Below are 26,966 nucleotides of genomic sequence, written 5' to 3' on the forward strand. Positions count from 1 at the left end.
GTCGGGCAGCGCGCAAGTATCAATAGTCCAACAACACCGCGCCCCAGGTGAAGCCACCGCCAACGCCTTCGAGCATCAAGGTGTCGCCCTTCTTCACCTTGCCGGAGCGCACGGCATGATCCAGGGCCAACGGTATGGAGGCAGCCGAAGTATTGCCGTGCTCATCGACTGTCACGATCAGCTTTTCACGGGGCAATTTCAGTTTCCTGGCGGTGCCTTCCATGATCCGGATATTTGCCTGATGAGGAATCAGCCAGTCGATATCGTCGTCCGTCTTGCCCGCTTTTTGCAGGGTGGCGCGAGCGGCTTCCTCGAGGACACGCACAGCCAACTTGAATACCGCCTGTCCATCCATGTGAAGCAAAGGCGTGCCGAGCACGGATCCACCTGACACGTGACCTGGCACACAGAGGATGCCGACATGCTTGCCATCAGCATGCAGATCGCTGGAAAGTATCCCGGGTTCGTCGCTGGCCTCGAGGATGACGGCACCTGCGCCATCGCCGAAGAGCACGCACGTGGTGCGATCGTTGAAGTCCAGAATGCGGGAGAACACTTCTGCCCCCACGATGAGAGCGCATTTGGCGCTGCCGGTGCGAATCATTGCATCTGCAACGGTCAACGCGTAGACAAAACCGCTGCACACTGCCTGGACATCGAACGCCGGGCAACCGGCGATTCCCAGCTTGTGCTGGAGAATGGCGGCCGACGACGGAAAGACCATATCTGGCGTCGAGGTCGCAACGATGATCAAGTCGATATCGGCCGCACTGCGGCCCGCAGCCTCAAGTGCATGCCGTGCCGCCTCGAGACCCAGATCGCTGCTTGACACATCTGGTGCAGCGAAATGTCGAGCCCGGATACCGGTGCGCTCGATGATCCATTGGTCCGAAGTCTCGACGCCGCGCGCGGCCAAGTCTCGGGCGAGGTCGTCGTTGGTGACGCGGCGTGGCGGCAGGTAGCTACCGGTGCCTGTAATACGAGAGAAAGGGGTCATCAAACGTGGAGCGCCGCGGTGTCGGCCGACGCCGCCGATTCTTGCCGCGCGAGCAGTGGCGCGGCGTGGGCGATGCGGGCCCGCACGCGATCGAGCAGGTTGTTGCGAGCGGCATCATAAGCGCGATCAAGGGCATGTCCGAAGGCCACTTCGTCGGCAGAGCCATGGCTCTTGAACACCAACCCTCGAAGGCCGAGCAATGCCGCGCCGTTGTATCTACGATGATCCAAACGTTTTTTAAGCGCTTTTAGAACAGGATAGGACACGATCGCAGCAAATTTGCTGAACAAGCCGCTTGTGTACTCGATGCGAAGAAAATCGACAATCATTGAGGCGACGCCTTCGGTCGCCTTGAGAGTGACATTTCCGACAAACCCGTCGCACACGACGATGTCAGTTGTCCCCTTGAAGATGTCGTTGCCTTCCACGTTACCGTAGAAGTTCAAGTCCTGTGAAGCAGCCGCTTTTCGAAGCAGTTGGCTCGCTTTCTTGATGGTTTCGCTGCCTTTGATGGCCTCTTCCCCAACGTTGAGGAGCCCAACAGTCGGTGATTCATTGCCGGTCAAGGCAGACACCAGCGCCGACCCAAGCACTGCAAATTGCAAGAGATCTTCGGCGTCGCAATCGACATTGGCCCCAAGATCAAGGACCGTCGTCGCACCACCCTTGCTGTTTGGCAATTGAGGCGCGATGGCAGGCCGATCGATCCCGTCGAGGGTCTTCAGCAAATATCTCGCGATGGCCATGAGCGCGCCGGTGTTCCCGGCCGAAACCGCAGCCTGGGCTGCGCCGTCCTTTACTTGCTGGATAGCGACCCGCATCGACGAGTCTTTTTTCTTGCGAAGCGCGACTTCAATGGGATCGTCCATGCCGACCACTTCGCGCGCGGGAATGACGGTTGCACGAGGATGCGAGAAGCCGGCAAGTGCGTCAGGCATTCCAACGAGAAGCAGCGAGGCCTCCGCATGACGATCGAGAAACGCTCGGCAGGCCGCGAGCGTGACGCGCGGGCCATGGTCGCCGCCCATGCAATCAACAGCAAGCGTGATCACGGACGGGGCGGGAGCAAGTGCAGACGGTGTGGCCATCAAAACAAAGGCCCGACGCTACGGAAAAAGTAGCTTCGGGCCTTGGCCTTGAAACGAAATCAGGCTTCAGATTTGGTCTTAAGAACCTTGCGGCCACGATAAAAGCCGTTCGGGCTGATGTGGTGACGCAGGTGCGTCTCGCCCGTGGTGGGCTCAACGGCGATGCCGGGCACGCCCAGCGCGTTGTGCGAACGATGCATGCCGCGCTTCGACGGCGACTTCTTGTTTTGCTGGACGGCCATGCTGGCTCCTGGAAGTATTCGGGTGGGTTGGTGTGCATGCGGGGCGGCGATAACGCTTTCAAAGCACTAGCGGCGGCGCGCGCGAAGCCCATGAGTATAGCCTAACAGGGCACCGAGCGCCAATGGACTTGCCTCCGGGCTACTTTGACTTGTCCGATCGCAGTGCGCCCAGGACCGCGAAAGGATTGGGCCGTTCGGCCTCTGCTGCCTCGAAATCGGGATCCACGGCCGAAAGCCGCGTCGGTTCGGGGCAAGCCTCGTGCCGCGGGGTCACTGGAATTTCCATCAGAAGTTCGTCTTCGATGAGTTCGTGAAGATCAAAGTCGCGGCTCGCCACCAGCACGTCCTCTTCCGCTTCCTCGTCTTCGGCGGCTGCGGTGGCCTCGTCGGCGGCAAAGCGGTACCAGCGGTCGACATGCAACGGCACATCGACCGGCGAAAGGCACCGTTGGCAAACAAGGGGGGCAAGGACATCCGCCGTCAGGTGCAGCCACGAAACAACCGCGCCGTCGGGGCCAGCGCGGCCCTGGCCGACAGCTTTCCAGCGAACCATCAAGTTCTCGGCGGGATCGACCAACTCAGCGCGCAAGCGCTTGTAGTTTCGGATGGGGTCGTTTCCGGAAATGGCAGCAGCGGCTTCGGCGAAGCCGTTCACGTCAAGGCGACCGGGGGCAAATTCTCTCGTCATCCACGCCAGTCTAAACCGCTCGCGCACAATCCTGTCCATGCAACGCCAAGTGATACTTGCTTCGACCTCGCGCTATCGGCGAGAACTCATGCTCCGATTGCGCCTGCCTTTCGACGTCCACGCGCCGGAAGTCGATGAAACGCCCATGGCGGACGAGACGCCACGCGTGCTCGCCGAGCGACTCGCGCTTGAAAAGGCGACGGCGGTTGCGCGTCGTTTTCCCGAGGCCGTCGTGATCGGATCCGATCAAGTGGCCGACCTGTCCGGCGAGCCCCTTGGAAAACCCGGGGACCACGCTCGCGCCACTGCCCAGTTGCGACGCATGCGTGGGCAGACGCTGATATTCCAGACGGCCGTAGCCGTGGTGTGTCAAAACACGGGCTTCGCACAGCGGGATCTGGCGCCCGTGAAAGTGACGTTTCGCGACCTGAGCGATGCAGCCATCGAGGCCTATTTGAATGCCGAGCAACCCTACGACTGTGCCGGGAGCGCTAAAAGCGAGGGCCTGGGCATCGCATTGCTCGATTCCATAGAGAGCGATGACCCGACCGCGCTCGTCGGCCTGCCGCTGATTCGAACGGCCAAGATGTTGCGGGCGGCAGGAGTCGACCTGCTGTGAACACCAAGGCGTATGGAAAGCTGTATCTCGTCCCAGCGCCGCTCGATTTCGGATGCGACGAGCAGACGGATCTTCAAGATGCATTGCCCCTAGGTACCTTGCAAGTGGCTGCGCAGATCACCCACTGGATCTGCGAAAACGCGAAGTCTGCCCGCGCCTATCTCAAGCGCATCGACGCCGTCGTGCCGCTCGCCGCTCCTTTGCAGGCCCTGCAGATCCAGGAGCTGCCGCGTGAGGTCCATAAGAAGGGCGATCACGGCGGGCAATTCGATGCACGACCACTTCTGGCCGCCGCCCTGGAAGGTCATGACGTGGGGTTGCTCAGTGAAGCGGGCATGCCTGCCGTCGCCGACCCCGGCTCATCGGTGGCGAAGGCTGCCCACGAACTGGGCGTTGCAGTCGTCCCGCTGACCGGCCCCGTGTCGCTCCTGCTGGCATTGGCGGCAAGCGGTCTGAACGGCCAGAACTTCGCCTTCGTTGGTTATCTCCCGCAGGACGCCGACGCGCGCGTTCGGCGAATTCGCGAACTCGAGGCGCTCGCACTCAAGACCGGCCAGACGCAGCTTTTCATCGAGACGCCCTATCGCAATGCTGCCGTGCTGCAGGCACTCACGCAGACGCTGCAGCACAACACCCGCCTGGCAGTGGCCAGAGGGCTCACGCTCGCGTCTTCGCACGTTCGCAGCGAGACCGTGAAAGCCTGGCGTGCAAAGCCGGCGCCTGCGGATGAGCGCACACCGGCCGTGTTCGCCATCGGCCGCTAGAGGCCAGTTCGACGCGATGACGGTCGTTCCCGCAAGCATGCGCTTGGCTTCGCGGGCGCAATTCTTCTGTTCAGGGTTTGTCTTCGCGACGTGGGGAGTCCACATCCCTACCGTGAAAGCGCACTACGGCGTCAACGAAGCCCAGTTGGGCCTCGCACTGCTGGCAGCGGGCATCGGCGCGCTCCTCGGTCTGACGCAGGCGAGCCGCTGGATCGGCCGCTACGGCGCTGGCCGCATGGCCGGTCTTTGCGGCTCGGCCTACGCACTGCTGCTCGCGGGTCTATTGATGGCGCCGGGCTATGCCGCGCTACTGGTCCTGCTCGCGACATTCGGCATCGCGACGAGTGTGTTCGACGTCGCAATCAACACCGAAGCGGCGCAGCTCGAACTCCAAGGCGACAAGCCACTGATGAGCGGCATGCATGGCATGTTCAGCCTGGGCGGCATGGTCGGCGCGACCACGGGCAGCGCGGCCATCGCGGCGGGATTGGGCGCGCAACACCATTTGACGCTTGTCGCCACGACCATGGCGCTCACGGTGGCGGTATCCGCTCAACGGATGCTCCCCAAGGAGGCGACCGCATTCGCCAGCGGAGACAGCGGTTTTCGGCTGCCTCGCGGCACCCTCGCGGTACTCGGGCTCCTGGCCGCGCTCGGACTGATTGCGGAGGGCGCGATCTACGACTGGAGCGTCCTCTACCTGCAACAGGAACTGGGTAGCCCTCAGCAGCAGGCAGCCCTCGCCTATGCGAGTTTTTCGGCGGCAATGGCAACCGCGCGCTTCGGCGGCGATGCGATGCGGGCACGCTTCGAGCCGGCCGTACTCCTGCGTGCGAGCGCCCTGCTGGCGGCCGCGTCCATGACGCTGGTATTGATCACCGACACACCCTGGTTGGCCTTGGTCGGATTTGCAGGCGTCGGCATTGGATTCGCCAACGTGGTGCCCGTTCTTTTCGCAGCATCCGCCCGCGTGCCCGGCGTCGAGCCGGCGCAGGGCATCGCCGCGGTATCGGCGGTCGCCTATCTGGGCTTCATGGCGGGACCGCCAGTGATCGGGTTCCTGGCGCAAATCAGCACGCTGACCGCTGCGCTGTACGTCGTGGTGCTTTTCGCCGCGGGACTGGCGGCTTCGGCGCGCCACGCCAATACGACCTGAATCGGTCAGTGCAGCACAGGCGCGGCGCGCATCGCCCGCACTGACGCGTCGCCAAGGGCGGCGCCGAATTTCTTGGCGAGCTTCTCGGCGACGTTGTCGCGACGCGTGTAGTCGATGACTTCTTCGGCCTTGATCACTTCGCGTGCCACGTAGTCGACATTGCCGAGTTGATCTGCGAGGCCCAGCTCGATCGCCTGCTGGCCGCTCCAGAACAGTCCACTGAACAGGCCCGGGGTATTGACCTTGAGACGATCGCCGCGACCGCTCTTGACCACCTCGATGAACTGCGCGTGGATCTGATCCAGCATCTGCTGCGCGTGCGCGCGCTGGGGTTCGCTCATCGGACTGAACGGATCCAGGAAGCCTTTGTTCTCCCCGGCCGTGAGGAGCCTTCGCTCCACGCCCACCTTGTCCATGAGGCCGGTGAATCCGAAGCCGTCCATCAGCACGCCGATGCTTCCGACGATGCTGGCCTTGTCGACGAAAACCTTGTCGGTGGCAGCGGCGATGTAGTACGCGGCGGAAGCGCAGGTCTCTTCGACGACGGCGTAGATCGGCTTGTTGTATTTGGCGCGCATGCGCTTGATTTCGTCGTTGATGATGCCCGCCTGCACCGGGCTGCCGCCCGGCGAGTTGATCAGCAGTACGATGCCCTTGGCACCTTCGTCTTCGAAGGCCGTCTTCATTGCTGCAACGACGAATTCAGCGCTCGCATCCGCGCCGCTGGCGATTTCGCCCTTGATTTCGACCACTGCGGTATGCGCTGTCGTCTTCGCCGCCGTGGGCGTGGCGCGCGACACGGCAAACCACGCCAGGAAGATGAAGAAGGCCAGCCAGGCAAGACGCACGAAGATCTTCCACCGCCGGGCCGCTCTTTGTTCGCGCAAAGCCGCAAAGGCCAGTTTTTCCAGGGTCGCGCGTTCCCAGCCGGCCTGCTGCGTCGGGTCGTTCTTTGACATGTTCATTGAAGTAGAGACGGGCGCAGCGCGCTCGAAAGGCTCGAAACCCTCGGGCTCCTTGCGGTTGGAATCTGTCATTTCAGAAGGCGAGAGGTTGGAGGTTCCAGTCAGTATGCCAGTGGACAACGCCGTCCCGTTCGCTCAACGTGATCTTCACGAGGCCGCCACGACAAGGGCCCCCGGCGCATTCACCGGTATCCGGCTTGTAGACCGCGCCATGCGTCGCGCACAGGAGCCATTGCCCGCTGTCGTCGAAGAAGCGATCGGGCTGGAAATCCAGTTCCATCGCGACATGGCTGCAGCGGTTCAGGTAGGCATGCGGCCTGCCCTCGAATCGGATGGCGAAGGCGCGGCATGTCTGGCCACCATGCACCACATCGAACGGCACTCCGCGGCCGCCCTCGACCAAGTCAGCGGCATTGCAGAGAGGAACGCATTCGCTCATGCCCGAATTGTCACGCGTTCGCGAGAAGCCATTCCGTCAGACCGGAAACCGAATGAGCCACATGCACGGGCGACAAGGCCTCGAAGTCGTCGGATTCGTGGGCCCCATAGCTCACGCCGAGGCTCGCGCAGCCTGCATTGATCGCGAGTTGGAGGTCGTGTGTGGTGTCTCCGATCATCAGGGTTCGTTCGGGCGGCACATCGAGCTCTTCCATCAGTTCGAGCAGCATGCGCGGATGAGGCTTCCCGAAGGTCTCGTCCGCCGTGCGAGAGGCGTCGAAGCGATCACGCAAGGCGACAGTCGCCAGCGCCTCGTTCAGTCCGCGCCGAGACTTGCCGGTCGCAACGGCCAGCAAGTGGCCGCGCGCCCGGAGCGCATCGAGCATCGGCAGTACGCCGTCGAACAGCACAAGATCGTCCTGATGCTGAAGATAGTGGTATCGGTAGCGAGCGCCGAGTTCGGGGTACTTTTCCTTCGGTACGTCCGGTGCCGCGCGAGCGAGCGCTTCCGCAAGGCCGAGCCCGATCACCCAGGCGGCGTCGTTTTCGCTCGGCTTGGCGCCGCCGACGTCGACCACCGCGGCCTGAATGCAGCGAACGATCAGGCGTGTCGAGTCGTAAAGCGTTCCGTCCCAGTCAAAGGCGATCAGGTCGAAGCGGCGTGGGCGGATATCAGTCATTGAGGGGTTGTCACGGGGTGAGTCGCAAGCACTTCCAGTGCAGGTTTGGGCATCAGTACATGCAATTCCGGCGGCAGGTCCGCCTGCAGTGCCATGCGTTCATTGCTCGCGGGATGGGTGAACTGCAGGCGCCATGCGTGCAGGAACATGCGCTTGAGGCCGAGTTTCTGAAGCGCCCGGTTGCGCTCGAAATCGCCGTACTTGTCGTCCCCAGCGATGGCATGTCCAGCCGAAGCCAGATGGACGCGAATCTGGTGTGTTCGGCCGGTCTTGATGGTGACTGCCAGAAGCGACACCGGCGCGGCATCTCCGGCCAGGGTGAAACGGGCCAGCACTTTCACCAGCGTAACGGCTCGCATCGCATCGGGATGGTCCTTGGCTACGACGCGCACGCGACGCTCGCCAGCCTCGGAAGCGCCGGGCGGACCCGCCAGGAGATATTTGGCCAGGGGCGCGTCAAGCACTTTCTTATTAGCGGGCCAACTTCCTTCGACCAGAGCGAGGTAGGTCTTTCCCGTTTCGCGCTCCCGGAATTGGTCCTGCAATGCGGTCAACGCGCTGCGCTTCTTCGCAATCAGAAGAATGCCGGACGTTTCCCGATCGAGTCGATGCACGAGTTCCAGGAAGCGGGCAGCAGGCCGCGCCCTGCGCAACTGCTCGATGACGCCAAAGCTGACGCCGCTGCCGCCATGAACGGCAACGCCCGCAGGTTTGTCGATCGCGATCAGTGAGTCGTCTTCGTGCAACAGGGGGAATTCACGTGCGGGCACGGGAGAGGAAGCGCCCTCCTCCGTTCGAGGCGATACGCGAACCGGCGGCAAACGCAGCACATCGCCGGCGGCCAGGCGGGTCTCGGCCTGCGCGCGCCCCTTGTTGACCCGCACCTCTCCCGACCGAATGATCCGGTAGACGTGGGTCTTTGGTACGCCCTTGAGATGGCGGAAGAGGAAGTTATCCAACCGTTGGCCCGCAGACTCCTCGTCGACTGTCAGAAAGCGAACTTCGGCCACCGCGGGACTCGGCTTCGCACCTATAATGTTTTTCACCAGCGCGGTCATGTAAGTGCTTGATTAATCAGAAGTTTAGAGCACTGCAGGAGGCGCTGTGAGGTCGATGCCGCTTTGATGTCGAGTTCGCAAGCCACGCGCAAATGCGCAAGGCGGCGGGCGCTTCACCCGAGTCAAGCCGACGCCCACGAAACACCGATACGGAATACCCCAGCCGGCAGGCTCAAAGCTGCCGGCGGATCGAAGCGAGTACCTTGTGTTGATGCTATTGGTTCAACTTGTTCTGCGTTGGCTGATGCCGACGAGTTCAGGCATTGAGCCGCCAGCTTCGCGCGCCACCATTGCGCCAATCGCTATAAAAAGTGTAGCGAGTCAACATCACATCGGGCTCGCGCCCATCCATGCGCCCCCACCCTGGCCGGCATTGAGTTGACTCTCGATGCGGCTGTCCGCGCTCGCGCGGTGGCCACCATCCGCCAGGGCTTAGCGGCAATTCCTTCGTTTCGCGACGCGTCGTCCGTGCATCGTTAGGTCCGTCATGGACCGGTAGAACGAGACGAACATACAAAGGACAACGCATCATGAAACGGATGCTGATCAACGCCACGCAGGCTGAAGAACGCCGCTTGGCCATCGTCGACGGGCAAAAGCTCCTCGACTACGAAATCGAGATCGAAGGGCGCGAACAGCGCAAGGGCAACATCTACAAGGCAGTGGTGACGCGCGTCGAGCCGTCGCTGGAAGCCTGCTTCGTCGACTACGGCGAAGACCGCCACGGCTTCCTGCCGTTCAAGGAAATCTCCAAGCAATATTTCGCAGAGGGCGTGTCGGCCAGCCAGGCACGGATTCAGGACGCGATCAAGGAGGGCCAGGAACTGGTCGTCCAGGTCGAAAAGGAAGAGCGCGGCAACAAAGGTGCGGCGCTGACGACATTCATTTCGCTGGCCGGACGCTACGTCGTGCTGATGCCGAACAATCCGCGCGGCGGCGGCGTGAGCCGGCGGATCGAGGGTGACGACCGGGCCGAACTGAAGGAAGCGATGGACCAGCTCGAATATCCCAAGGGGATGAGCATCATCGCGCGCACTGCAGGCATCGGACGCTCGGCACCCGAACTGCAGTGGGACTTGAACTACCTGCTCAAGCTCTGGGCCGCCATCGACGGCGCTGCCAAGGGCGGCAAGGGCGCCTTCCTGATCTACCAGGAATCCTCGCTCGTGATCCGTGCCATCCGTGATTACTTCAATCACGACATCGGCGACATCCTGATCGATACCGACGACATCTACGACCAGGCGCAGCAGTTCATGGCGCACGTGATGCCGGAGCATGCTTCGCGCGTGAAACGCTATCGCGACGATGCGGCCCTCTTCAGCCGATTCCAGATCGAGCATCAGATCGAGTCGGCCTATGCCCGCACGGTGCAGTTGCCCAGCGGCGGCGCCATCGTGATCGATCACACGGAAGCACTCGTCTCGGTCGACGTCAACTCGGCACGCGCCATCAAGGGCGGCGATATCGAAGAGACGGCCACTCGCACCAATCTCGAGGCCGCGGACGAAGTGGCGCGCCAGATGCGTCTGCGCGATCTGGGCGGCCTGATCGTGATCGACTTCATCGACATGGACGAGTCGAAAAATCGCCGTGAAGTCGAAAGCCGGCTGCGTGACGCTCTGCGGCAGGACCGTGCGCGTGTGCAGTTCGGGTCGATCAGCAAGTTCGGCCTCATGGAAATGAGCCGCCAGCGGCTGAAGCCCGCGCTGAGCGAAGGCTCGTCAATCCCCTGCCCCCGTTGTGGCGGTTCCGGCCACATTCGCGACACCGAATCGAGCGCGCTGCAGATCCTTCGCATCATTCAAGAAGAATCGATGAAGGACAACACGGCGGCAGTGCACGTGCAGGTTCCGGTCGAGGTTGCCTCGTTCCTCCTGAACGAGAAGCGCCCAGAGATCGCCAAGATCGAACTCAAGCAGCGCGTGACCGTGCTGATGGTGCCCAACAAGACGCTCGAAACGCCCAATTACAAGCTGGAGCGCCTCAAGCACGACGATCCGCGTCTCGATCACATCGAAGCCAGCTACAAGATGGCTGACGAGATCGAAGACCCGACCTCCGTCACGCGCCGCTCGCAAGAGCCTACCAACAAGCAAACGCCGGTCATCAAGGGCGTCCTGCCCGACGCACCGGCGCCCGTGGTGGCACCGAAGCCCGAGACCGCTCGCCCACCCGTTTCTGCTCAGGCAGCCGCAACCCCGGCAACAGCCGCCCCAGCGGTGGCCAAATCGGCCGAATCCGGCCTATTCGGTTGGATCAAGAGCCTCTTTGGCGCCACACCGGCGCCCGCACCCGCGCCGGTCATTCCTGTCGAAGCTCCAAAGCCGCGCAAGGAAGGTCGCACGGGCCGCGACGGCGAAACGCCGCGCACCGCGCGAGACGGTGAACAGCGCCGTGGACGCGGCGAGGGCCGTAGCGGCCGCGACGGCGAGCGCCGCGGAGGCCGTTCAGGCGAGCGCCGCGAAGGCGAACGTCGGGACGGACGCAACGAGGCTCGCAACGACAGCCAGGTTCGGGAGCCGCGCGAAGCACGGCCCGCCCGCGACGGTGAGCGCCGCGGACGTGGCGAGCGTCGCGAAGGCGATGCGCGGCAGCAGCCGGTCGAGACGACGGAAGTTCAGTTCGACGCTCAGGCAGCCGCCGCAAACAGCCCTTCTGGCGACTTGGGCGCCCCGTCGGAACGCACGCCGCGCGGACGCGGCGAGCGCCGGGACCGCGGTGGCGAACGCAACGCGGACGCTTCGCGCGAACGCAGCGGCGATGCGACGCGCGACGCAAGCCTGAGTGGAGAGGCAACGCCAAACGCCGGACAGGCTGATCGCGGCGGACGCAACGGTCGGGAAGACCGGGCGCCCCGCAACGAGCGCGGTGAAGGTCGTCGGGAACGGCGCTACGAGGGCCCCGCGCAAATCAGCGAGTTGCCCACGCCTGACCAGCAACCGGTGCTCGACCGCAACGCCGTCAATGAAGCCAGCACCCAAGAGGCCCAGGGAGCGGAACTTGCACCGCGTCGCGAGGGCGACGAGCGTCGCGGGCGCTCCCGCGATCGATACGGACGCGACCGCCGCGACCGTGGACCTCGCGAAGACGGCGATGTGAATGAATCCGCTTCGATGCCCGTCTCGACCGCAGAAAGAGACGATGCCCAAGAAGCGCCGGTTCCGGTTCGCACCCCACAGGTCGTCACCGCGCCGGCCGCACCCATCGTGGTGGAAGCCAAGGCCCCATCTACGCGTGCACTCCCGAAGGTCCAGCCATTCGTTCTACCCCTCGACGAACTGGCTCAAGTCGCCGAGGGCTCGGGCCTTCACTGGGTCAATTCGGACGCCGAGCGGGTTGCGCAGGTCCGCGCAGCCATCGCCGCTGAACCCAGGCCCCTGCACGTTCCTCGCGAGCGCCCGCCCGCGATCGTGATCGACGAAGGTCCGTTGGTGCTCGTCGAAACCCGGCGCGATCTGGCTGGAATGGTGTTGCCGTTCGAGAAGGCGGCTCAAGACTCGGGCGCTCGCCCCTGAGTCACAGGGAGGCTCGCCCTCCCTTTTTTCTCGTCTCAAAAAATGGCATGGCCGGCGCCCGCGCGCGCCGGCTCCCGAGGGAGAACGCCCTCGGCGCCAGAATTGGCCGACACCATCGTCCGTGCGACGCTGGCATCAGGCGGCCAGTGCCACCCTGAAGATTCCGCTATCAGTGCGTTCCTGACGCCGCCCGTGGGGCTGCGCGCGCACCAAAAACTGGCCTTCGACCCAGGCTCCCGGTTTCTGTATCGAGACCCCGCGTCTCGAAGCGACGTGTGATGCTGCATCGCACAAAACGAAGCCTTCTGGACTTATTCACGTTTCGCCAAACGGCGTATGTAAACAACACCTTCTCCTACAGCCCCGTTAACAATTTGTCATACCAAAGGACTACACTGTGCTCGAGCATGCTGCGATGCATCAAACGCGTTCGCACTTCTCATTACAGAGGAAGAAGACTAGGCCGTTTGGCGGACGATGTACGGCTTTTGTTGACACGACAGCGGCAGGCGCATATGTTCAAATTCTTGCCGATAGTAGTAAAGCGTTACACTGCCCCGCTCACCCGATTGAGGCAGCACCCGTTACGGGAGAATTGCAAATGTTTCGTTCTGACTCGACCGCAAATGGCAACGTGGTCCGACGTTTTTCTCCTGATGGGGGCGGCCCTTCTGCACCCGCATATGCACAGCCACGCCGGCTGACCTACCTTGAACGCACGGCAAAGCGGACCATCGACATCGTCGGCGCGCTGACTTTCTTCGCCCTCTTCGGCCCGCTTTATCTGATCGTGGCCTTGAGCGTTGCTGTCAGCATGGGTCGGCCGGTTCACTTCTGGCAAAACCGGCTTGGCGAAAGCGGTCAGCGCTTTCGCTTCTACAAGTTTCGGTCGATGGTGCGCAATTCGGAGGATGTGCTGGACGAGTTCCTGAGCCGCAATGACATGGCCCGGACCGAGTGGGACACCTTCCAGAAACTCGAGAAAGACCCTCGGATCACCCCCATCGGCGTTTTCATCCGCAAGCTCAGTCTGGACGAACTGCCCCAGTTCTGGAATGTGCTCAAGGGTGACATGAGCCTGGTCGGCCCGCGCCCGTGCATGGAGCGCCAACGGAGTCTCTATGGCAAGGGCTGGGAGCACTATTGCGCGGTGCGCCCCGGCATTACCGGGCTGTGGCAGGTGAGCGGCCGCAACCGTCTTTCCTACGCGCGCCGCGTCGAACTCGACGTTGAGTACGTCTGCAACTGGTCGCTTTGGCTGGACGTCAAGATCTTGTTGAGGACTGTTCGCGCGGTCGTGAGCGGCGAGGGGTCGCGGTGACTTCCGTGCAGCCCGTGGTGCTCTGCGGCGGCAGCGGCACCCGCTTGTGGCCTCTTTCGCGCAAGACACTGCCCAAGCAGTTCGCCCCGCTGGTGGGCAACAAGAGCCTGCTCCTTCTCACACTGGAGCGTCTGCGCAAGCTCAACACCGAAGTGACTTGCGTGGCCGCCGAAGAGCATCGATTTCTTGTTCAGGAAGGCATCGATGCGGCACAGGTCAGCGGCAAGCAGTTGCTCGAGCCCGTCGCTCGCAACACCGCTGCCGCGATGGCGGCGACTGCGCTGCTCGCCGATCCGGATCAACTGTTGCTCTTTGCACCGGCCGACCACCACATCCCCGACGCCGACCGCTTCGTCGAGACAATCCGGCAGGGCATTCCCGCAGCGTTGCAAGGGTACCTGGTGACTTTCGGCGTCGAACCCACCTTCCCGAGCACGGCCTATGGCTACATTCGCCAGGGCGAAAAACTCAACGGCGACTTGGCAGCCGAGGCAGGTCACGCCGTGGCCGCCTTCATTGAAAAGCCCGCAGCGCCGCGCGCCGAACAATTGCTGCTCGAAGGCGGCAACCTCTGGAACGCCGGCATCCTGCTCGTGCAGGCCAAGGTACTGATCGCTGCGCTCCAAGAGCACGCCGGCGACATTCTCGACTCATGCAAGGCTGCTACCGCAGCCATCGAGACCGACGGGGATTTCCTGCGAATGGACAGTGCAGCCTTCGCACGCTGCCGCAGCCAAAGCATCGACTATGCGGTGCTCGAGAAATGCGACCGGGTGGCCGTCATCCCGTTTCAAGGCCGGTGGAGCGATGTGGGCAGTTGGAATGCAGTCGCCGATCTCCACGAAACGGATGTCAATGGCAACCGCATCAGCGGACACGGCTTTGCGATGAGCGCCAGCAACACCTTCATCCACGCGCCCAGCCGCCCGGTGGTCGCCCTGGGGACCAAGGATCTGCTGGTGGTCGACACGCCCGATGCATTGCTCGTCGTTCACAGGGAATATGCGGAACAGGTCAAGGACGTGGTGGCCCTGCTGACCGCGCAAGGTCATAGCCAGGCGACCCGGCATCGTCGGATTCCCAGGCCGTGGGGCGCCTACGACAGCATTGACGACGGCGAGCGCTTTGCCGTCAAGCGGCTGACCGTCAAGCCGGGAGCGCGACTCGCGCTGCGGATGCACCATCACCGCGCCGAACACTGGGTCGTCGTCAAAGGGGCGGCGCGAGTCGTCTGCGACGAGGCAGTGCGACTCGTGAAGGAAAACGAATCGATCTACATCCCCGTGGGTGCGGTCTATCGCCTTGAAAACGCGGGCAAGACCACGCTCGAGGTGATCGAAGTACAGACCGGCGGCTACCTGGGCGACGACGACGTCGTGCGCTTCGACGAGGCGTCGCTGGCCGCGCAGGGCGAAAGAAAACTCGCCTGCGCCTGATTCTTGATTCTTCAACCTTGCGTCGAGGGTGATTCCCAATGAACGAGTTCCAGAAGCGAATCTTTGTGGCGGGTCACCGCGGCATGGTGGGCAGCGCGATCGTCCGCAGCCTGACCGACAAGGGTTACACGAACATCATCTGCCGGAGCCATTCGGAACTCGACCTGACCGACCAGTCACAGGTGAGGGCCTTCTTTTCCATGGAAAAGCCGCAGGAGGTGTATGTGGCAGCCGCCAAGGTCGGCGGCATCCATGCCAACAACACCTACCCGGCCGAGTTCATCTACTCGAACCTGATGGTCGAGGCAAACCTGATTCATGAATCCTGGCGCACGGGCGTGAGCAAGCTTCTGTTTCTCGGGTCCAGTTGCATCTACCCGCGCCTCGCGCCGCAACCGATGGCCGAAGACGCCTTGCTGACAGGCAAGCTGGAGCCCACCAACGAGCCCTATGCCGTCGCCAAGATCGCGGGCATCAAGCTCTGCGAGAGCTACAACCGCCAATACGGATGCGACTTCCGCAGCGTGATGCCGACCAATCTTTACGGCCCCGGCGACAACTATCACGCCGAGAACAGCCATGTGTTGCCGGCGATGATCCGACGCTTTCATGAAGCGAAGTTGTCGGATGCGCCCTCGGTCGTCATCTGGGGCACAGGCTCACCGAAGCGGGAGTTCCTGTACGTCGACGACATGGCGAGCGCTTGTGTCCACATCATGGACCTTCCGCGGGAGGTCTACGCCGCCCACACGGAAGTCATGGCAAGCCACATCAATGTCGGAACCGGCGAAGACCTGTCGATCGCCGAACTCGCGCAGATGGTGAGCGACGTCGTGGGCTATCGGGGCGAGATCCAGTACGACACGAGCAAGCCGGACGGCACACCCCGCAAGCTGCTCGAGATTTCCCGGATCCGCAAGTTGGGTTGGATGCCGAGAATGACGCTGCGCGAAGGAATTGCGCATGCCTACGAAGATTTCTGCAGCGAAGAACTGGTCGCCTGAGCCGGCTTGCCCGCCGGGTTCGTCATGATGCAAGGATCCTCGGTTTCTCTGATTCCACCGGGCGGCGGCGGTGTGCAGGACTATGCGACCGTCGTCGGTGGCCCACTTCATGCGCCGCCGCTGGAACTCACGCCCAGCACCGACTCGTCGTCGTGGTCCGGGGACCTGCTGTTGCTGCACTTCAGCGGCTACGGCTTCCAGAAACGCGGCGTGCCGATGTGGCTGATCAAGAAGATCAACAGCCTGCGCACGCAGTTCAAATCCTTCGGCGTGGTCTTCCATGAGCTCTTCGCGTTCGGACCGCCATGGGGCTCGGCATTCTGGCTCAACGGATTTCAGAAGGGGATCGCGCGCGAGCTGGTATCGATTTCCGACTTCTGGCTGACCAACCGGGACGAGTCGGCCCGATGGCTGCTCGATCAATGCGACGGCATACCGCATCGCGTCCTTCCGGTGTTCTCGACCGTCGGCGAGCCGCAGTCCATCGAAACCGAGAGGCAGCCACGGGTGGTCGTATTCGGGAGCTCGGGCGTGCGGGCGAACGTCTATCAGTGGGCTGACGGCGAGATCTTCCACTGGGCCCGCAAGGCGGGCCTAGAGATTCACGACATCGGTCCCCGTTCGCCGGACAGCTCGCTCGTGCAACGGCTTCAACAGGAAGGCGTCGTTTCGCATGGAAGGCTTTCAGTGGAAGAGGTCAGCAAGGAGCTGGCGGCGGCAATGTGCGGTGCCCTGGCCTACCCCACCGACTACGTCTCGAAAAGCAGTGTCTTTGCTGCCTACTGCGCGCACGGCATCTGCCCTGTATTGCTCTCCAAGGAATATGGCTCTCATGACGGCCTGACGCCCAACGTGCACTATGCTGCGGGATTCGGCTCGCTGGACCTGGCGAGCTCGGATACACGCGCCATCGGCCGCGAAGCGCGCCAGTGGTATGAACCACATCGCATCGATGCGCACGTGTCTGCCCTGAGGACGTTGGTGACCGAGGTCCAAAAGTGAACGACCTGCAATTTCTCTGGACATCACGCGAGCGACCCGAATTCGGTTCGAGGCGCTGGCTGGTGGTATGGGCGAAGCGGGCGCTCCAGTTTCGTGCCTTGATGGCCATGACCTGGCACCGGCGCAAGCTGCGTTCCAAGGGCACTCGGATCGGGCAGCTTTCCGTGCTGGACTCGCCCGACCTGAAGGGCTCGCCAGCCAATATCAGCGTCGGGGAGCGGACGTTCATTGCCCGCTCCGCGGAGATCGTCGCGCTTGAAAAAGTCACGATCGGCTCGCGCGTCGTCATCAACGACCGGGTGACCATCCTGACGGGGAGCCACCATGTCGGCGATCCCACCTGGCGCCAATTCAGAAAGCCGGTCCGCATCGACGACTACGCCTGGATCGCCGTCGGCGCGACCATCCTGCCCGGTGTCACGATCGGCTATGGTGCTGTCGTCGGGGCGGGTGCCGTTGTCGCCAAGGACGTTCCAGCCCTGGCTGTGGCAACCGGCAATCCCGCAACCATTCGCCTTGACGTGCGGCCGCGGGATCTGGACTACGACCCTGTCATCTTCCTCGCACCCTACGAAGCATGGGTCGGGCGCAGCAAGGGCGCGCTTGTCTCTCCGGCCGATGGCTTCCCGGCGGACAAGGCGGCCATGAAGCACGAGAAGCCCTCGCCATGAACGGGACGACGCTCGCCACCCCCGCCTCCTATCCGAAGGCGTTGAACAAGCCCCTGGCACTCAGTCGCGCCGGATGGATGTTCATCACTGTGTTCCTGATCGTCGTGTACGAGGGCGCCGTGCGAAAGTGGGTGGCGTCTTCCGTCACCCTGCCATTGATCCTGCTGCGCGACCTCGTGGCGCTGGCCTTGATTTTTTACGCCTGGAAGAACGGCCACCTGCGGCGCCAGATGAAGGTCGTGGCCGTCCTGATCACCTGGTCCTGCCTGGTGTTCGGATGGGGCCTCCTGCAACTCGTCGCAGGCGAAAGCTCCCCCGTCATCTTGATCATCGGCATTCGCTTCTGGCTGCTCTATACATGGTTCGCGGTGGCTGCCTTCGCTTCCATGACCGAGGCCGACTATCGCGCGGCCATGCTGTTGGGCGCCTGCATGATGCTGCTGATGGCGCCGCTTGCGATATTGCAGCACTTCTCTCCGCCCGGCGCGCGCATCAACGCACAGTTGGACACCGAAGACGAGGAAGGCATCTTTCTCGCCGTGGTCGGCGTCGTGCGCACCACCGGGACGTTCAGTTTCACCTCCGGCTACGCCACATTCATGACCATGGTGGCCCCACTCGTCTTTGGTGTCCTGTCCGCCAGGAAGCACCGGACAGGGCAATACGTGTTCGCCATCTCGGCTTTCGCGGCCTTCGCTGTGGGCGCGTTGGTGAGCGGCTCCAGAACTGCGGTGATCTCGTCAGGGCTGATGTTTGTGACCTACCTGGTGGGCAGGCTGTTTTTCTCGAAGGTGCAGCACAAGGCGGCGGCCGCTCTCGCGGTCGTCGCGGCGGTGGCCTTTTTTGCCGTTTTCGCTTTCTTCTTCCAGGAGTCCATCAGCGTCACGCAAACGCGTTTTGAACAGGCATCGGAGGTAGAAGACTTCTGGGGGCGCGTTCTCACGATCCTCATCGGTGAGCCCGATGTGTTCAGGGTGGTCAATTGGTTGGGCAGCGGTGTGGGCTACGGTTCGAACCTGGCAACCTTCGTGCGCGTCGGCACCTCCGAGGCGTTCGCGCTGGCCGAATCCGAGGGTGGACGCATCCTTCTGGAAGGCGGACTCCTGGGCTTCGCCTACGTGTTCTTCAAGCTCATCGTCATCGCTGTCGGTGTTTTCAAGAGCCTGCGGGTCGCCGCGAAGACGAACTCACCCTACCCGCCGGTCATGTGGGTCACCGCTACGCTCGCCATCCTCACATGGCAAGCGAGCGGCCAACTGACCGCCAACGGCATGCTCGGCATCGTGCTCGCTTTCGCCCTCTTGCTCTTCCGATACCCGCGGCTTGAGATTTTCCCGACGCGTGCCCCCCAAACGTGAGACTGCTTCACTTCGTTCCTTCGGTCGATCCCCGCAGCGGAGGCACCATCGAAGGCGTCAGGCGGCTTCGGGATGCCCTCGCAGATCTCGGCCACGAGTGCGATCTGATCAGCCTCGACAGCCCGGATGCGGATTTCGTGACCGGGTTTCCTGGCCAGGTCACTGCGCTCGGCCCCCCGACCAGTAGCTATCTCTACAACAGTCGGGTGGTCCCGTGGCTCGAAGCGCATGCCGACAGCTACGACGCGGTGATCGTCAACGGTCTCTGGCAATACACCGGCTTTGCCGCGTGGCGCGCCCTGAGCCGCTCGACGACCCCGTACTTCGTCTACACGCACGGCATGCTCGACCCCTGGTTCAAGCGCCGCTATCCGCTCAAGCACTTGAAGAAGTGGCTGTATTGGCCGTGGGCCGAATACCGGGTGTTGCGCGATGCGGCCGCGGTGATCTTCACCTGCGAGGAAGAACGCCTGTTGGCACGTCAGTCGTTCTGGCTCTACCGGGCCAGGGAAGTCGTGGGCTCGTACGGCACGTCCACGCCGCCTTCGAACGCGCCGGCGCTGTCGTCGGCATTCCTCTCGACATACCCTGAGCTTCAAGGCAAGCGGTTGCTGCTCTATCTCGGCCGCATTCACGAGAAGAAAGGCGGCGATCTGCTGGTAGACGCCTTCGCGCGTGTGCTCGGCGACTCGCCGGATCTGCACTTGGTCATGGCCGGTCCGGGGGATGACGACATCGTGGGCCAACTGAAGGGTCGCGCCGAGCAGCTGGGCATCGCTTCCCGCATCAGTTGGACAGGGATGCTGTCCGGCGACCTCAAATGGGGAGCGTTCTACGCCGCCGATGTGTTCTGCCTGCCCTCGCACCAGGAGAACTTCGGCATTGCCGTCGTCGAAGCGCTCGCGTGCGGCAAGCCCGTGCTCATCAGCGACAAGGTGAACATCTGGCGCGAAATCATGAACGACGACGCAGGCATGGTCGGCTCCGACACGCTCGAAGGCACCGTCGCCACGTTGCAACGCTGGCTGGCATTGCCGCGCGCAGAGGTCGCCGCCATGCGCATCGCGGCATTGCGATGCTTCCAGGAACGGTTCCAGATCGGTCAGGTGGCGGAAACGCTCGTCCGGATCATCGGCGACCACTCGCCCGGGACTTCGCATTTCGGCCCCATCGAGCGCGCGCCGAGCCAGCATCGGAACGCTGCCTGAGGGGTCAATGAAGCTTCTCGTCTACGGCATCAATTTCGCGCCCGAACTGACCGGCATCGGCAAATACACCGGCGAGATGGTCGCGTGGCTCGCCGCGCAAGGGCACGAAGTGCGCGTGGTGACGGCGCCGCCCTACTACCCCGATTGGGCCGTCTGGCCTGCCTACAACGCATCGCGCTATGCCCGTGAAGAGTGGCATGGGGCGACGGTCATCCGCACGCCGCTGTGGGTGCCTCGCAAGGTGACCGGGCTGCGTCGCCTCCTCCACCTAGGCAGTTTTGCGCTGACCAGCATTCCCGCACTGTTCGCGCAATGGAACTGGAAGCCGGACGTCGTCTGGGTCACCGAACCACCCTTGTTCTGTTCGCCCGCGGCGCTGGCCTTTGCGCGCCTTCGCTCGGCCAAGTCATGGCTGCACATTCAGGACTACGAAGTGGATGCCGCCTTCGAACTCGGGCTGCTGAAGGGCGCGCGGCTGCGATCGCTCGTCGCGTCCGTCGAGCGCAGCCTGATGCGGCGCTTCGACCGCATTTCGACCATTTCCATGCGCATGCGGGAGCGCGCGAGCAGCAAGGGCACCGAAGATGCGCGGCTCGTCTCGCTGCCCAACTGGGCCCATGTGTCCGGCATCCAGCCCCTGGGATGCGAAAGCCCCTACCGCGCCGAGCTTGGTATTCGATCAGACGCCGTGGTCGCGCTCTACTCGGGAAACATGGGCTCCAAGCAGGGACTCGAACTGCTTGCGGAGACTGCCTCCGCGCTGGCGGGTCGGCCGGACATCGAATTCGTGTTCTGCGGCAACGGCGCGGGCCGGGCCGAACTCATGCGGCGCTGCGAAAAGCTGTCCAACGTGCGCTTTCTCGAGCTTCAGCCAAGGGAGCGGCTGGGTGATCTCCTGGGCCTTGCGGATATCCATCTGCTGCCGCAGCGCGCGGATGCGGCGGACCTCGTGATGCCATCCAAGCTCACGGGCATGTTGAGCAGCGGCAGGCCGGTGGTGGCCGGCGCCCGCCCCGAGACCGAACTCGGCCAAGTCGCCTCGCAATGCGGCATCGCTGTCCCGCCGGACAACCCCAAGGCCTTCGCGGACGCGGTCGTGTCGCTCGCTTCGCAACCCGAACTGCGGCGTGAACTCGGACTTCGCGCCCGGCGCTACGCCGAAGAACGCTTCGACCGCGATGCGGTGCTCAAGCAGTTCGAGCGCGACCTCCAGGATTGCATCAGCCCCGAGGCCTCCGGCCGGCGCGGCCAGGCCCGTTCGTGAAACACCGCGGAACCGGCTTCGCCGGCCCGCTGGTGTTGCCCCCGGCAGGGGGTTGGCGGCCACACGAAGTGGGCAAGCCTGGGGGCGAGCACTCCTACTGCTCTTCGGGCAGGATGCTCTCGTAGTTGTAGTTGGTGTGGCGGTAGCGGCCGTACTTGTAGGCACTGTAGCCTCGGCGTCCGATATTCATCGCATTCAGCAGCACGCCGGTGGCGACCTTGCCGCCCATGGAAAGCCGGCGCGTGCTTTCCTTGATCTCACCCATGGTCGACAGGTCGGACCGTGCCACCAACAGCACGGTGCCCGTATGTGAGGCAACCGTGCTGGTATCGGCGGCCACCAGTACCGGCGGCGTGTCGATCACGACCAGGTCGTACTGCTCGGACAGACGATCCAGCGTCGACTTGAAGGAGTCCGACACCAGCAGCTCGGCCGGGTTCGGAGGCAATTGGCCGGTCGCCAGGAAATCCAGGCTCGGAACCACCTGCCGGTGAACGGTTTGCTGAATCGTCAGGCTGCCGGMAATCAATTCCGACAGCCCGCCGTGGCGCTGCAAGCCGAAATACTGGTGCGTATGGCCACGGCGAAGGTCGGCGTCGATCAGCAAGGTGCGGCGTCCGGCGGCGGCCATCAGTGCCGCGAAATTCGCCGACACGAAACTCTTGCCGACACCCGGCGTCGGCCCGGTGATCAGCACCCGGTTGTTGGGCGACTCCAGCATCGCGAACTGCATCGCAGTGCGCAGGCTCCGCAGGCTTTCCACGGCGGGGTCATCCGGATGTTCGATCGCGAGCAGCCTGACGCCGGTCGCGCCAGTCAAGCGCCGTTTGGCGATGGCGTCCTGGTTGCCGCTCAGCGGAATGGAAGAGAACACCGGCAACCCGGTATTGGCCTCGACTTCGTAAGGATCGCGAATCCGGCGTTCGACGAAGGCATTGCGCACGAACGCTGCAACGATGCCGAGGAACAGCCCCAGCGCCAACGCGGCCGCCATGATGACATTGCGATTCGGCTTGATCGGGTAGAGCGGCAACACAGGCTCGTCGAGCACGCGAACGTTGCCGACCTTGCCTTCCTTCACGAGACGCAACTGCAGCGCGTTGTTGAGCAGCGACTGGTAAAGCTCGGTGTTCACCTTCACGTCGCGCTCCATGCGAACCGCTTCCTGCTGGATCGCCGGCAGCCCCTTGATCTTCGTCTGGATCTCGGCCATGTCTGTCTTCAGGGCCGCGATCTGCGAGTCCAGTGTCTGGATCAAGGGGTGGTTCGAGGTGAAGCGGGCCTCCAGTTCGCGCCGGCGCTGCTGCGCGTCCAGCAACTTCGTCTGGCGATCCACCGCCTGACCCAGCACGAGATTGGCTTCCTCGCTGAAGGCCACCGTCCCCTTCTGGTTGCGATAGCGGTTGTAGACTTCTTCCGAAGCCTCGAGCTGCTTCTTGAACTGCGGCAACTGGACGTCGAGGAAGGCGAGTGTCTTCTGCGCTTCCGCCGATTTACGTTCGACGTTTTGCTTGACGTACTGGTCGCCGACCGCGCGCAGTATCCGTGTCAGCCTGTACGGATCGGTGTCCTGCCGCGACACATTGATGATGCCGGATGCCTTGCCCCGTTCCGACGCGCTCAGGCTGTTCTGAAGGGCGATGATGGTCGGCAGTTTGGCGAATCGCTGGACGTTGAAGTCCGCGCCGGACTTGCCGGCGAGCTTGGCGACCAGCAACTCGATCTGTCCGCGCGCCGAATCGGTCTTGAGGAGCGTGCCGACGGTGCCTGCCACCGGCTCGGGCAACCCCGGCCCCGAAAGCGTGTAATTGCCATCGCCCTTGGCGGTGATGGTGAAGAGCGTGCCTTCGAGTTCTGCCGGCACCTCGAATTGGTCGACCACGATGGCTTCCTGGCCCGAAACATAGCCCTGGAGCCACAGGAAACCGGGCTCCGAGAGGCCGCTCGAGCGGCGGGCCATCCAGCCTCCGATATAGGGAACGTAGCGCGGAGCCGCCGCGATATAGAGCCTCGTCGCGTCGGCCGCTTCGGCTGCGATCATGCGCGAGCGGAGGATTTCGATTTCCGCACTCGCCGGCGTCTTCAGGTCGATCAGGCCGCCGGCCTCTCCCAGGACGCCCTTGCCGCCGGTGTCCGGCTCTTCGACCTGGATGACCATATTGGTCTCATACACGGGCCTTTCCAGGAATGCGTAGACGAATCCGACCGCGAACACGACCAGCGTGATCGCGGCAATCAGCCACTTGTTCGCCAGCAGCACCTCGACATATCGCCCGAGGTCGAAATCCTCCTCTTCGGTCGGGCCGAACGAGCTGGGACTGGGACTGGGACTGGGCTTGGGGGTGGTGGGGGAGTTCATCAGCTGGATACTCTAGAAATGCGTTTGGCCCACTGCTGGGCACCATCCTCTATGAGCGACAGCGCGCGCCGGAATGCATCGCGGCCCGCGCGATACGGGTCGGGCACATCCTGATCGCTGAACTCGCAAAGCCGAAATACCTTGCCGGTGGCAAATTGATAGCGCTCCTCGATCTCGCGCCGTTGTTGGCGGTCCATCACCAGAATCAGGTCGGCCCGCTGGCACATGTCCTTGCTCACCTGCTGCGCGCGATGACCGGCAATGTTGATTTCGCGTTCATCCATCAACTCGCAGGCGATCGGATCCGCCGACTGCCCGAGCAGCGCTTCGAGCCCGGCGGAGGTGATCTGCGTTTCCGGCAACGCGGCTCGCAACAAGCCCTCGGCCATTGGACTGCGGCAGATGTTTCCTATGCACACGATGAGGACGTTTCGGATGGTCACGTCGGTCGCGCCTACGGGGTCGGCCTGATGACCGCGCGATACGTCGTCGCGGTGGTGGCGGTCGGGAGAACCAGGTTCAGGACGCGATTCCACTGCACCAGCGGCACCGGGTCGACATAAACCACATCCTTCGCACGCAAGTCGAAGCCGTCCGCCATCGCGATGGCTGTCGGCGTGGCCGCATCGAGATGGAAGATCGCCTGGCCGCCCTTTTCTTCGTTCCGGATCACATAGATCTGAAGCGGATTCGCGGTGGTCAGATTCACACCACCCGCTTCGGTCAGGGCGTCGTTGAGCGAGAGCTTTCCATTGCGCATCAGCAGGCCGAGTTGCTGCGTCACTTCACCCATCACCGTGACCTTGCTCTCGTCGCGATTGCGCACATAGATCATGTCGCCGGATTTCAAGGGAATGCGGCTGGGATCGATGCCCGCGTCCGCCATGGCCATCAGGTTGATGCGCGTCGTCTTGCCATCGCGCGTCAGGTTGATGGCCGAGCGATCGCCCGTGGGCGCTATGCCGCCGGCGCGATTGATCGCCTCGGAGAGCGTCATCGGAATATCGGTGAACACAAGCAGGCCAGGCGCCCGAATCTCACCTTCCATGTAGGCGCGCTTGCTCCGGAAGGCCTCGACACGCACGCTCAGCTGGGGGTTCTTGTAAACACGCGACAGACGCTTGACGAGCGCGTCTTCCATTTCCTGGATGGTCATGCCGGCCACGTTGAGCGAGCCGGCGAATGGAAAGCTCAACTGTCCCGTGTTCGACACGATGTAGCCGGGCGCCGGCGAAACGCTGGCCGGGTCAGCCACCGTTGTAGCCGGAGTGGTGCTGAACACAATTTCCGGGTGGTCCAGCACAGTGATGCCCACGACGTCACCCGGTCCGATCCGGTAAGGACCCGGCTCACCCAGCAGCCCCATGACTTCGGGACCCAGCGTGGTCAGCTGAGTGGCCGCGCGCTGGGCCCGAATCAACTCGGGCGTGATCTCGGTGATGGCACCGGCCGGCGGCGGGTCGATCCCGGGCGACGAGAAACCTGAAGGCGAAACGGCTTTCGCAGCGTCATTGCCCGAGGAACGGAACCCGGGGGCCAACGGCGCGCAGCCTTGCACCAACAGCCCTACGGCGATCAAACAAGCTGCATGTAGTGAAAAGCGTTTCAAGACCGACCTCATCGTGACCCAAGAATGAATACTTTTGCAAACAGTTACGCACTGTACAACAGGAAAGGTTGCCACTCAAACCCTTTCTTGGCGTAGTTCATTAGGCAGAGGAAGACGTAGGAAAAAGACGATCCGAGACGTCATCCAAAATACCCGGCCCCGTCCGAATGGCCGAGGCTATTGGTCAGAGTGCTATGAATTCAATAGCACGTTTCCTCACGCCGCCGCGAAGGATCAAGGGTTTTCAGTTTGCGCGGCACGCTTCCAGGCTGCAGAGGCCTGATCGGCATCGTCGCGGGCTTCGGCGAGTTGCGCAAGCGCCTGCCAGGCCCGCCTGTGTAAATTAGCGTCTTGTAAGCCCAGTCCTGCCTGTGTGAGCAACTGTTGCGCCTTGCCCCAGAGCTGTCGCTTCATGCAGGCCATGCCGGCCAGATACTGCAAATTGGCGTCTCGGGGGTTGTTCCGTTGCGCCGATTCGATGCGAGCGAGCCATTCGGCATCGACCGAATCGAGGCCCGCCTCGAGCGCCCGCACGAGCTTCACGCGAAGGGATTCGCCGAGACTGTTCGGCTGCTGGACCATCCGTTCCCAGACCGGCAGCAGCCAGGCGCGCGCCGTCGTCAGGTCGCCGCGCAAAGCCACCATGCGCTGGGCGGCGTGGATCGCGACTTCGGGCATTTCGCGCTCCCAATCCTCAAATGCACCCCATGCACGCATCAATTGGGCCGAGTCATGCACGCCCGACAGCAGTTCTGTCGCCAGGCCGCGCACGATGCTTTGGGCGGCGGATTCAGAGAACGCGCGGTGCTTGGCGAGAAGACGCGCGGTTTCGAGCGCCTCCAGCGTTCTCCCATCCTGCCGGGCCGCCTTGAGCCGAAGCCTCAGCGCCAGGGTGCGTCGTTGCGCGCCATGAGGCAACTCCTCGAGCCGCGCCAAGGCGGCCGGTGCGTCGCGATCGTCGAGCGCCCACCGCGCGGCACGCAACTGCACGCCCTCGCGGGTTTCCGGCGTGACCGTCAATCCTCGCTCCGCACTCTCGTTGAGCGCCTGCTGTAGATGGGCGTCGCGTGCCGGGCGATCCTGCAGCGACTGGGCGCTCTCCGCCGCCAGAAGATGTGCCATGACGCGCACCTGGTGCGCCTGCGGGAGCCGGGCATCCAGCGCGGCAAGCGCCCTCTCCTGACCCAGCGCAGCCAATGCAGCCTTGCGCGAGCGCGAGAAGCGGCCCGCGAGAAGCTGAACCGCCGCGTCAAGCAGGGAAGCGTGCAGGGCGCGCTCCTTTTGCTGCAGGCGCCACTGGCGCGCCTGCTTCGGCAGGGAAAACAGCGCCGACAACCCACGCAACGCGAAATGCAGGAAAACAAACGCGACAAACAGGAGCAGCAGGACGAGATTCAGCGACAGATCCACGCGCCATGGCGGCCAGAAGACAGTGATCGTGCCCTGGTTGTTGCCCGCGAAAAGCGCCACCGCGGCCGCGACGGCAAAAAGTCCGAGAATCCAGAGAGCTGCGCGCATGAC

At 63.2% G+C, this 26,966-nt stretch carries 24 protein-coding genes; 12 read left to right on the forward strand and 12 right to left on the reverse strand.

Going from position 1 to position 26,966, the window contains the following annotated elements; translation table 11 throughout:
- Window positions 1-19: 19 nt before the first annotated feature.
- The 4 genes from AC1DN9_RS12825 to AC1DN9_RS12840 form a co-directional block, all read right to left on the reverse strand.
- Window positions 20-997 (reverse strand): beta-ketoacyl-ACP synthase III, encoded by a 978-nt coding sequence (locus tag AC1DN9_RS12825; protein ID WP_478100656.1) that lies wholly within the window; start codon window positions 995-997, stop codon window positions 20-22.
- Window positions 997-2,049, reverse strand: a complete 1,053-nt coding sequence (gene plsX / locus AC1DN9_RS12830) for a phosphate acyltransferase PlsX (RefSeq protein ID WP_478100658.1) — start codon at window positions 2,047-2,049, stop codon at window positions 997-999. The genes AC1DN9_RS12825 and plsX overlap by 1 nt, the downstream gene beginning before the upstream one ends.
- A gap of 95 nt (window positions 2,050-2,144) precedes the next feature.
- Complete coding sequence (rpmF, locus tag AC1DN9_RS12835; protein WP_028248601.1) at window positions 2,145-2,327, reverse strand: 50S ribosomal protein L32; 183 nt, start codon at window positions 2,325-2,327, stop codon at window positions 2,145-2,147.
- A gap of 139 nt (window positions 2,328-2,466) precedes the next feature.
- Window positions 2,467-3,015 (reverse strand): YceD family protein, encoded by a 549-nt coding sequence (locus AC1DN9_RS12840; RefSeq protein ID WP_478100661.1) that lies wholly within the window; start codon window positions 3,013-3,015, stop codon window positions 2,467-2,469.
- Window positions 3,016-3,052: 37 nt separating this feature from the next.
- Here AC1DN9_RS12840 and AC1DN9_RS12845 point away from each other — a divergent pair, with 37 nt between their 5' ends.
- From AC1DN9_RS12845 to AC1DN9_RS12855, 3 genes are read left to right on the forward strand one after another with little or no spacing between them, the layout of a single operon-like run.
- Window positions 3,053-3,634, forward strand: a complete 582-nt coding sequence (locus AC1DN9_RS12845; RefSeq protein ID WP_478100662.1) for a Maf family protein — start codon at window positions 3,053-3,055, stop codon at window positions 3,632-3,634.
- On the forward strand, window positions 3,631-4,398 hold the full coding sequence (locus tag AC1DN9_RS12850; RefSeq protein ID WP_478100664.1) for an SAM-dependent methyltransferase: 768 nt from the start codon (window positions 3,631-3,633) through the stop codon (window positions 4,396-4,398). Before AC1DN9_RS12845 ends, AC1DN9_RS12850 begins: the two co-directional genes overlap by 4 nt.
- Before the next feature lie 37 nt (window positions 4,399-4,435).
- Window positions 4,436-5,554 carry an MFS transporter gene (locus AC1DN9_RS12855; protein ID WP_478100765.1) on the forward strand — a complete coding sequence of 373 codons (1,119 nt, stop codon included), beginning with the start codon at window positions 4,436-4,438 and terminating at the stop codon, window positions 5,552-5,554.
- A 5-nt stretch (window positions 5,555-5,559) separates the two neighbouring features.
- Here the strand turns inward: AC1DN9_RS12855 and AC1DN9_RS12860 are convergent, their stop codons facing one another.
- The 4 genes from AC1DN9_RS12860 to AC1DN9_RS12875 are packed head-to-tail and all read right to left on the reverse strand — an operon-like array spanning window position 5,560 to window position 8,695.
- Window positions 5,560-6,591, reverse strand: coding sequence for a S49 family peptidase (locus AC1DN9_RS12860; protein WP_478100666.1), 1,032 nt, complete (start codon window positions 6,589-6,591; stop codon window positions 5,560-5,562).
- A 1-nt stretch (window position 6,592) separates the two neighbouring features.
- Entirely contained in the window at window positions 6,593-6,958 is a 366-nt protein-coding gene (locus AC1DN9_RS12865) for a Rieske (2Fe-2S) protein (RefSeq protein WP_478100668.1), read from the reverse strand.
- Between the two features lie 10 nt (window positions 6,959-6,968).
- Window positions 6,969-7,637: an HAD-IA family hydrolase gene (locus AC1DN9_RS12870; protein WP_478100670.1), complete on the reverse strand. Its 669-nt coding sequence runs from the start codon at window positions 7,635-7,637 to the stop codon at window positions 6,969-6,971.
- Window positions 7,634-8,695, reverse strand: coding sequence for an RluA family pseudouridine synthase (locus AC1DN9_RS12875; protein ID WP_478100672.1), 1,062 nt, complete (start codon window positions 8,693-8,695; stop codon window positions 7,634-7,636). The genes AC1DN9_RS12870 and AC1DN9_RS12875 overlap by 4 nt, the downstream gene beginning before the upstream one ends.
- A 530-nt stretch (window positions 8,696-9,225) precedes the next feature.
- On the opposite strand from AC1DN9_RS12875, the gene AC1DN9_RS12880 reads away from it, so the two are divergent.
- From AC1DN9_RS12880 to AC1DN9_RS12920, 9 genes are all read left to right on the forward strand, one after another.
- Window positions 9,226-12,213, forward strand: a complete 2,988-nt coding sequence (locus tag AC1DN9_RS12880; RefSeq protein WP_478100674.1) for an Rne/Rng family ribonuclease — start codon at window positions 9,226-9,228, stop codon at window positions 12,211-12,213.
- 601 nt (window positions 12,214-12,814) lie between these two features.
- Window positions 12,815-13,534, forward strand: coding sequence for a sugar transferase (locus AC1DN9_RS12885; RefSeq protein WP_478100676.1), 720 nt, complete (start codon window positions 12,815-12,817; stop codon window positions 13,532-13,534).
- Complete coding sequence (locus tag AC1DN9_RS12890) at window positions 13,531-14,970, forward strand: mannose-1-phosphate guanylyltransferase/mannose-6-phosphate isomerase (RefSeq protein WP_478100678.1); 1,440 nt, start codon at window positions 13,531-13,533, stop codon at window positions 14,968-14,970. The genes AC1DN9_RS12885 and AC1DN9_RS12890 overlap by 4 nt, the downstream gene beginning before the upstream one ends.
- 38 nt (window positions 14,971-15,008) lie before the next feature.
- The gene (gene fcl / locus AC1DN9_RS12895) at window positions 15,009-15,974 is read left to right on the forward strand and encodes a GDP-L-fucose synthase (protein WP_478100680.1); all 966 of its coding nucleotides are present in this window, start codon (window positions 15,009-15,011) and stop codon (window positions 15,972-15,974) included.
- A 24-nt stretch (window positions 15,975-15,998) separates the two neighbouring features.
- Complete coding sequence (locus AC1DN9_RS12900) at window positions 15,999-16,976, forward strand: hypothetical protein (RefSeq protein ID WP_478100682.1); 978 nt, start codon at window positions 15,999-16,001, stop codon at window positions 16,974-16,976.
- On the forward strand, window positions 16,973-17,647 hold the full coding sequence (locus AC1DN9_RS12905; RefSeq protein ID WP_478100684.1) for an acyltransferase: 675 nt from the start codon (window positions 16,973-16,975) through the stop codon (window positions 17,645-17,647). Before AC1DN9_RS12900 ends, AC1DN9_RS12905 begins: the two co-directional genes overlap by 4 nt.
- Window positions 17,644-19,005 carry a hypothetical protein gene (locus AC1DN9_RS12910; protein WP_478100686.1) on the forward strand — a complete coding sequence of 454 codons (1,362 nt, stop codon included), beginning with the start codon at window positions 17,644-17,646 and terminating at the stop codon, window positions 19,003-19,005. Before AC1DN9_RS12905 ends, AC1DN9_RS12910 begins: the two co-directional genes overlap by 4 nt.
- Window positions 19,002-20,213: a glycosyltransferase gene (locus tag AC1DN9_RS12915; protein WP_478100688.1), complete on the forward strand. Its 1,212-nt coding sequence runs from the start codon at window positions 19,002-19,004 to the stop codon at window positions 20,211-20,213. The genes AC1DN9_RS12910 and AC1DN9_RS12915 overlap by 4 nt, the downstream gene beginning before the upstream one ends.
- A gap of 7 nt (window positions 20,214-20,220) precedes the next feature.
- Entirely contained in the window at window positions 20,221-21,477 is a 1,257-nt protein-coding gene (locus AC1DN9_RS12920; protein ID WP_478100689.1) for a WcaI family glycosyltransferase, read from the forward strand.
- A gap of 94 nt (window positions 21,478-21,571) precedes the next feature.
- On the opposite strand, the gene AC1DN9_RS12925 is transcribed toward AC1DN9_RS12920, so the two are convergent.
- From AC1DN9_RS12925 to AC1DN9_RS12940, 4 genes are all read right to left on the reverse strand, one after another.
- On the reverse strand, window positions 21,572-23,836 hold the full coding sequence (locus AC1DN9_RS12925) for a polysaccharide biosynthesis tyrosine autokinase (protein ID WP_478100691.1): 2,265 nt from the start codon (window positions 23,834-23,836) through the stop codon (window positions 21,572-21,574).
- Window positions 23,836-24,273 (reverse strand): low molecular weight protein-tyrosine-phosphatase, encoded by a 438-nt coding sequence (locus AC1DN9_RS12930; RefSeq protein ID WP_478100766.1) that lies wholly within the window; start codon window positions 24,271-24,273, stop codon window positions 23,836-23,838. Before AC1DN9_RS12930 ends, AC1DN9_RS12925 begins: the two co-directional genes overlap by 1 nt.
- Window positions 24,274-24,290: 17 nt before the next feature.
- On the reverse strand, window positions 24,291-25,376 hold the full coding sequence (locus AC1DN9_RS12935) for a polysaccharide biosynthesis/export family protein (protein WP_478100693.1): 1,086 nt from the start codon (window positions 25,374-25,376) through the stop codon (window positions 24,291-24,293).
- Window positions 25,377-25,679: 303 nt separating this feature from the next.
- Window positions 25,680-26,963, reverse strand: coding sequence for a heme biosynthesis HemY N-terminal domain-containing protein (locus AC1DN9_RS12940; protein WP_478100695.1), 1,284 nt, complete (start codon window positions 26,961-26,963; stop codon window positions 25,680-25,682).
- Window positions 26,964-26,966 lie beyond the last annotated feature (3 nt).

The sequence above is a fragment of the Variovorax sp. 05L425 genome (genome assembly GCF_056397705.1).

What these genes read in the sequence shown, in the direction of transcription:
- AC1DN9_RS12825 (WP_478100656.1), bottom strand. Translation starts at nt 997, where the DNA reads ATGACCCCTTTCTCTCGTATTACAGGCACCGGTAGCTACCTGCCGCCA.
- rpmF (WP_028248601.1), bottom strand. Translation starts at nt 2,327, where the DNA reads ATGGCCGTCCAGCAAAACAAGAAGTCGCCGTCGAAGCGCGGCATGCAT.
- AC1DN9_RS12840 (WP_478100661.1), bottom strand. Translation starts at nt 3,015, where the DNA reads ATGACGAGAGAATTTGCCCCCGGTCGCCTTGACGTGAACGGCTTCGCC.
- AC1DN9_RS12845 (WP_478100662.1), top strand. Translation starts at nt 3,053, where the DNA reads ATGCAACGCCAAGTGATACTTGCTTCGACCTCGCGCTATCGGCGAGAA.
- AC1DN9_RS12855 (WP_478100765.1), top strand. Translation starts at nt 4,436, where the DNA reads ATGCGCTTGGCTTCGCGGGCGCAATTCTTCTGTTCAGGGTTTGTCTTC.
- AC1DN9_RS12860 (WP_478100666.1), bottom strand. Translation starts at nt 6,591, where the DNA reads ATGACAGATTCCAACCGCAAGGAGCCCGAGGGTTTCGAGCCTTTCGAG.
- AC1DN9_RS12865 (WP_478100668.1), bottom strand. Translation starts at nt 6,958, where the DNA reads ATGAGCGAATGCGTTCCTCTCTGCAATGCCGCTGACTTGGTCGAGGGC.
- AC1DN9_RS12870 (WP_478100670.1), bottom strand. Translation starts at nt 7,637, where the DNA reads ATGACTGATATCCGCCCACGCCGCTTCGACCTGATCGCCTTTGACTGG.
- AC1DN9_RS12875 (WP_478100672.1), bottom strand. Translation starts at nt 8,695, where the DNA reads ATGACCGCGCTGGTGAAAAACATTATAGGTGCGAAGCCGAGTCCCGCG.
- AC1DN9_RS12880 (WP_478100674.1), top strand. Translation starts at nt 9,226, where the DNA reads ATGAAACGGATGCTGATCAACGCCACGCAGGCTGAAGAACGCCGCTTG.
- AC1DN9_RS12885 (WP_478100676.1), top strand. Translation starts at nt 12,815, where the DNA reads ATGTTTCGTTCTGACTCGACCGCAAATGGCAACGTGGTCCGACGTTTT.
- fcl (WP_478100680.1), top strand. Translation starts at nt 15,009, where the DNA reads ATGAACGAGTTCCAGAAGCGAATCTTTGTGGCGGGTCACCGCGGCATG.
- AC1DN9_RS12900 (WP_478100682.1), top strand. Translation starts at nt 15,999, where the DNA reads ATGATGCAAGGATCCTCGGTTTCTCTGATTCCACCGGGCGGCGGCGGT.
- AC1DN9_RS12910 (WP_478100686.1), top strand. Translation starts at nt 17,644, where the DNA reads ATGAACGGGACGACGCTCGCCACCCCCGCCTCCTATCCGAAGGCGTTG.
- AC1DN9_RS12920 (WP_478100689.1), top strand. Translation starts at nt 20,221, where the DNA reads ATGAAGCTTCTCGTCTACGGCATCAATTTCGCGCCCGAACTGACCGGC.
- AC1DN9_RS12940 (WP_478100695.1), bottom strand. Translation starts at nt 26,963, where the DNA reads ATGCGCGCAGCTCTCTGGATTCTCGGACTTTTTGCCGTCGCGGCCGCG.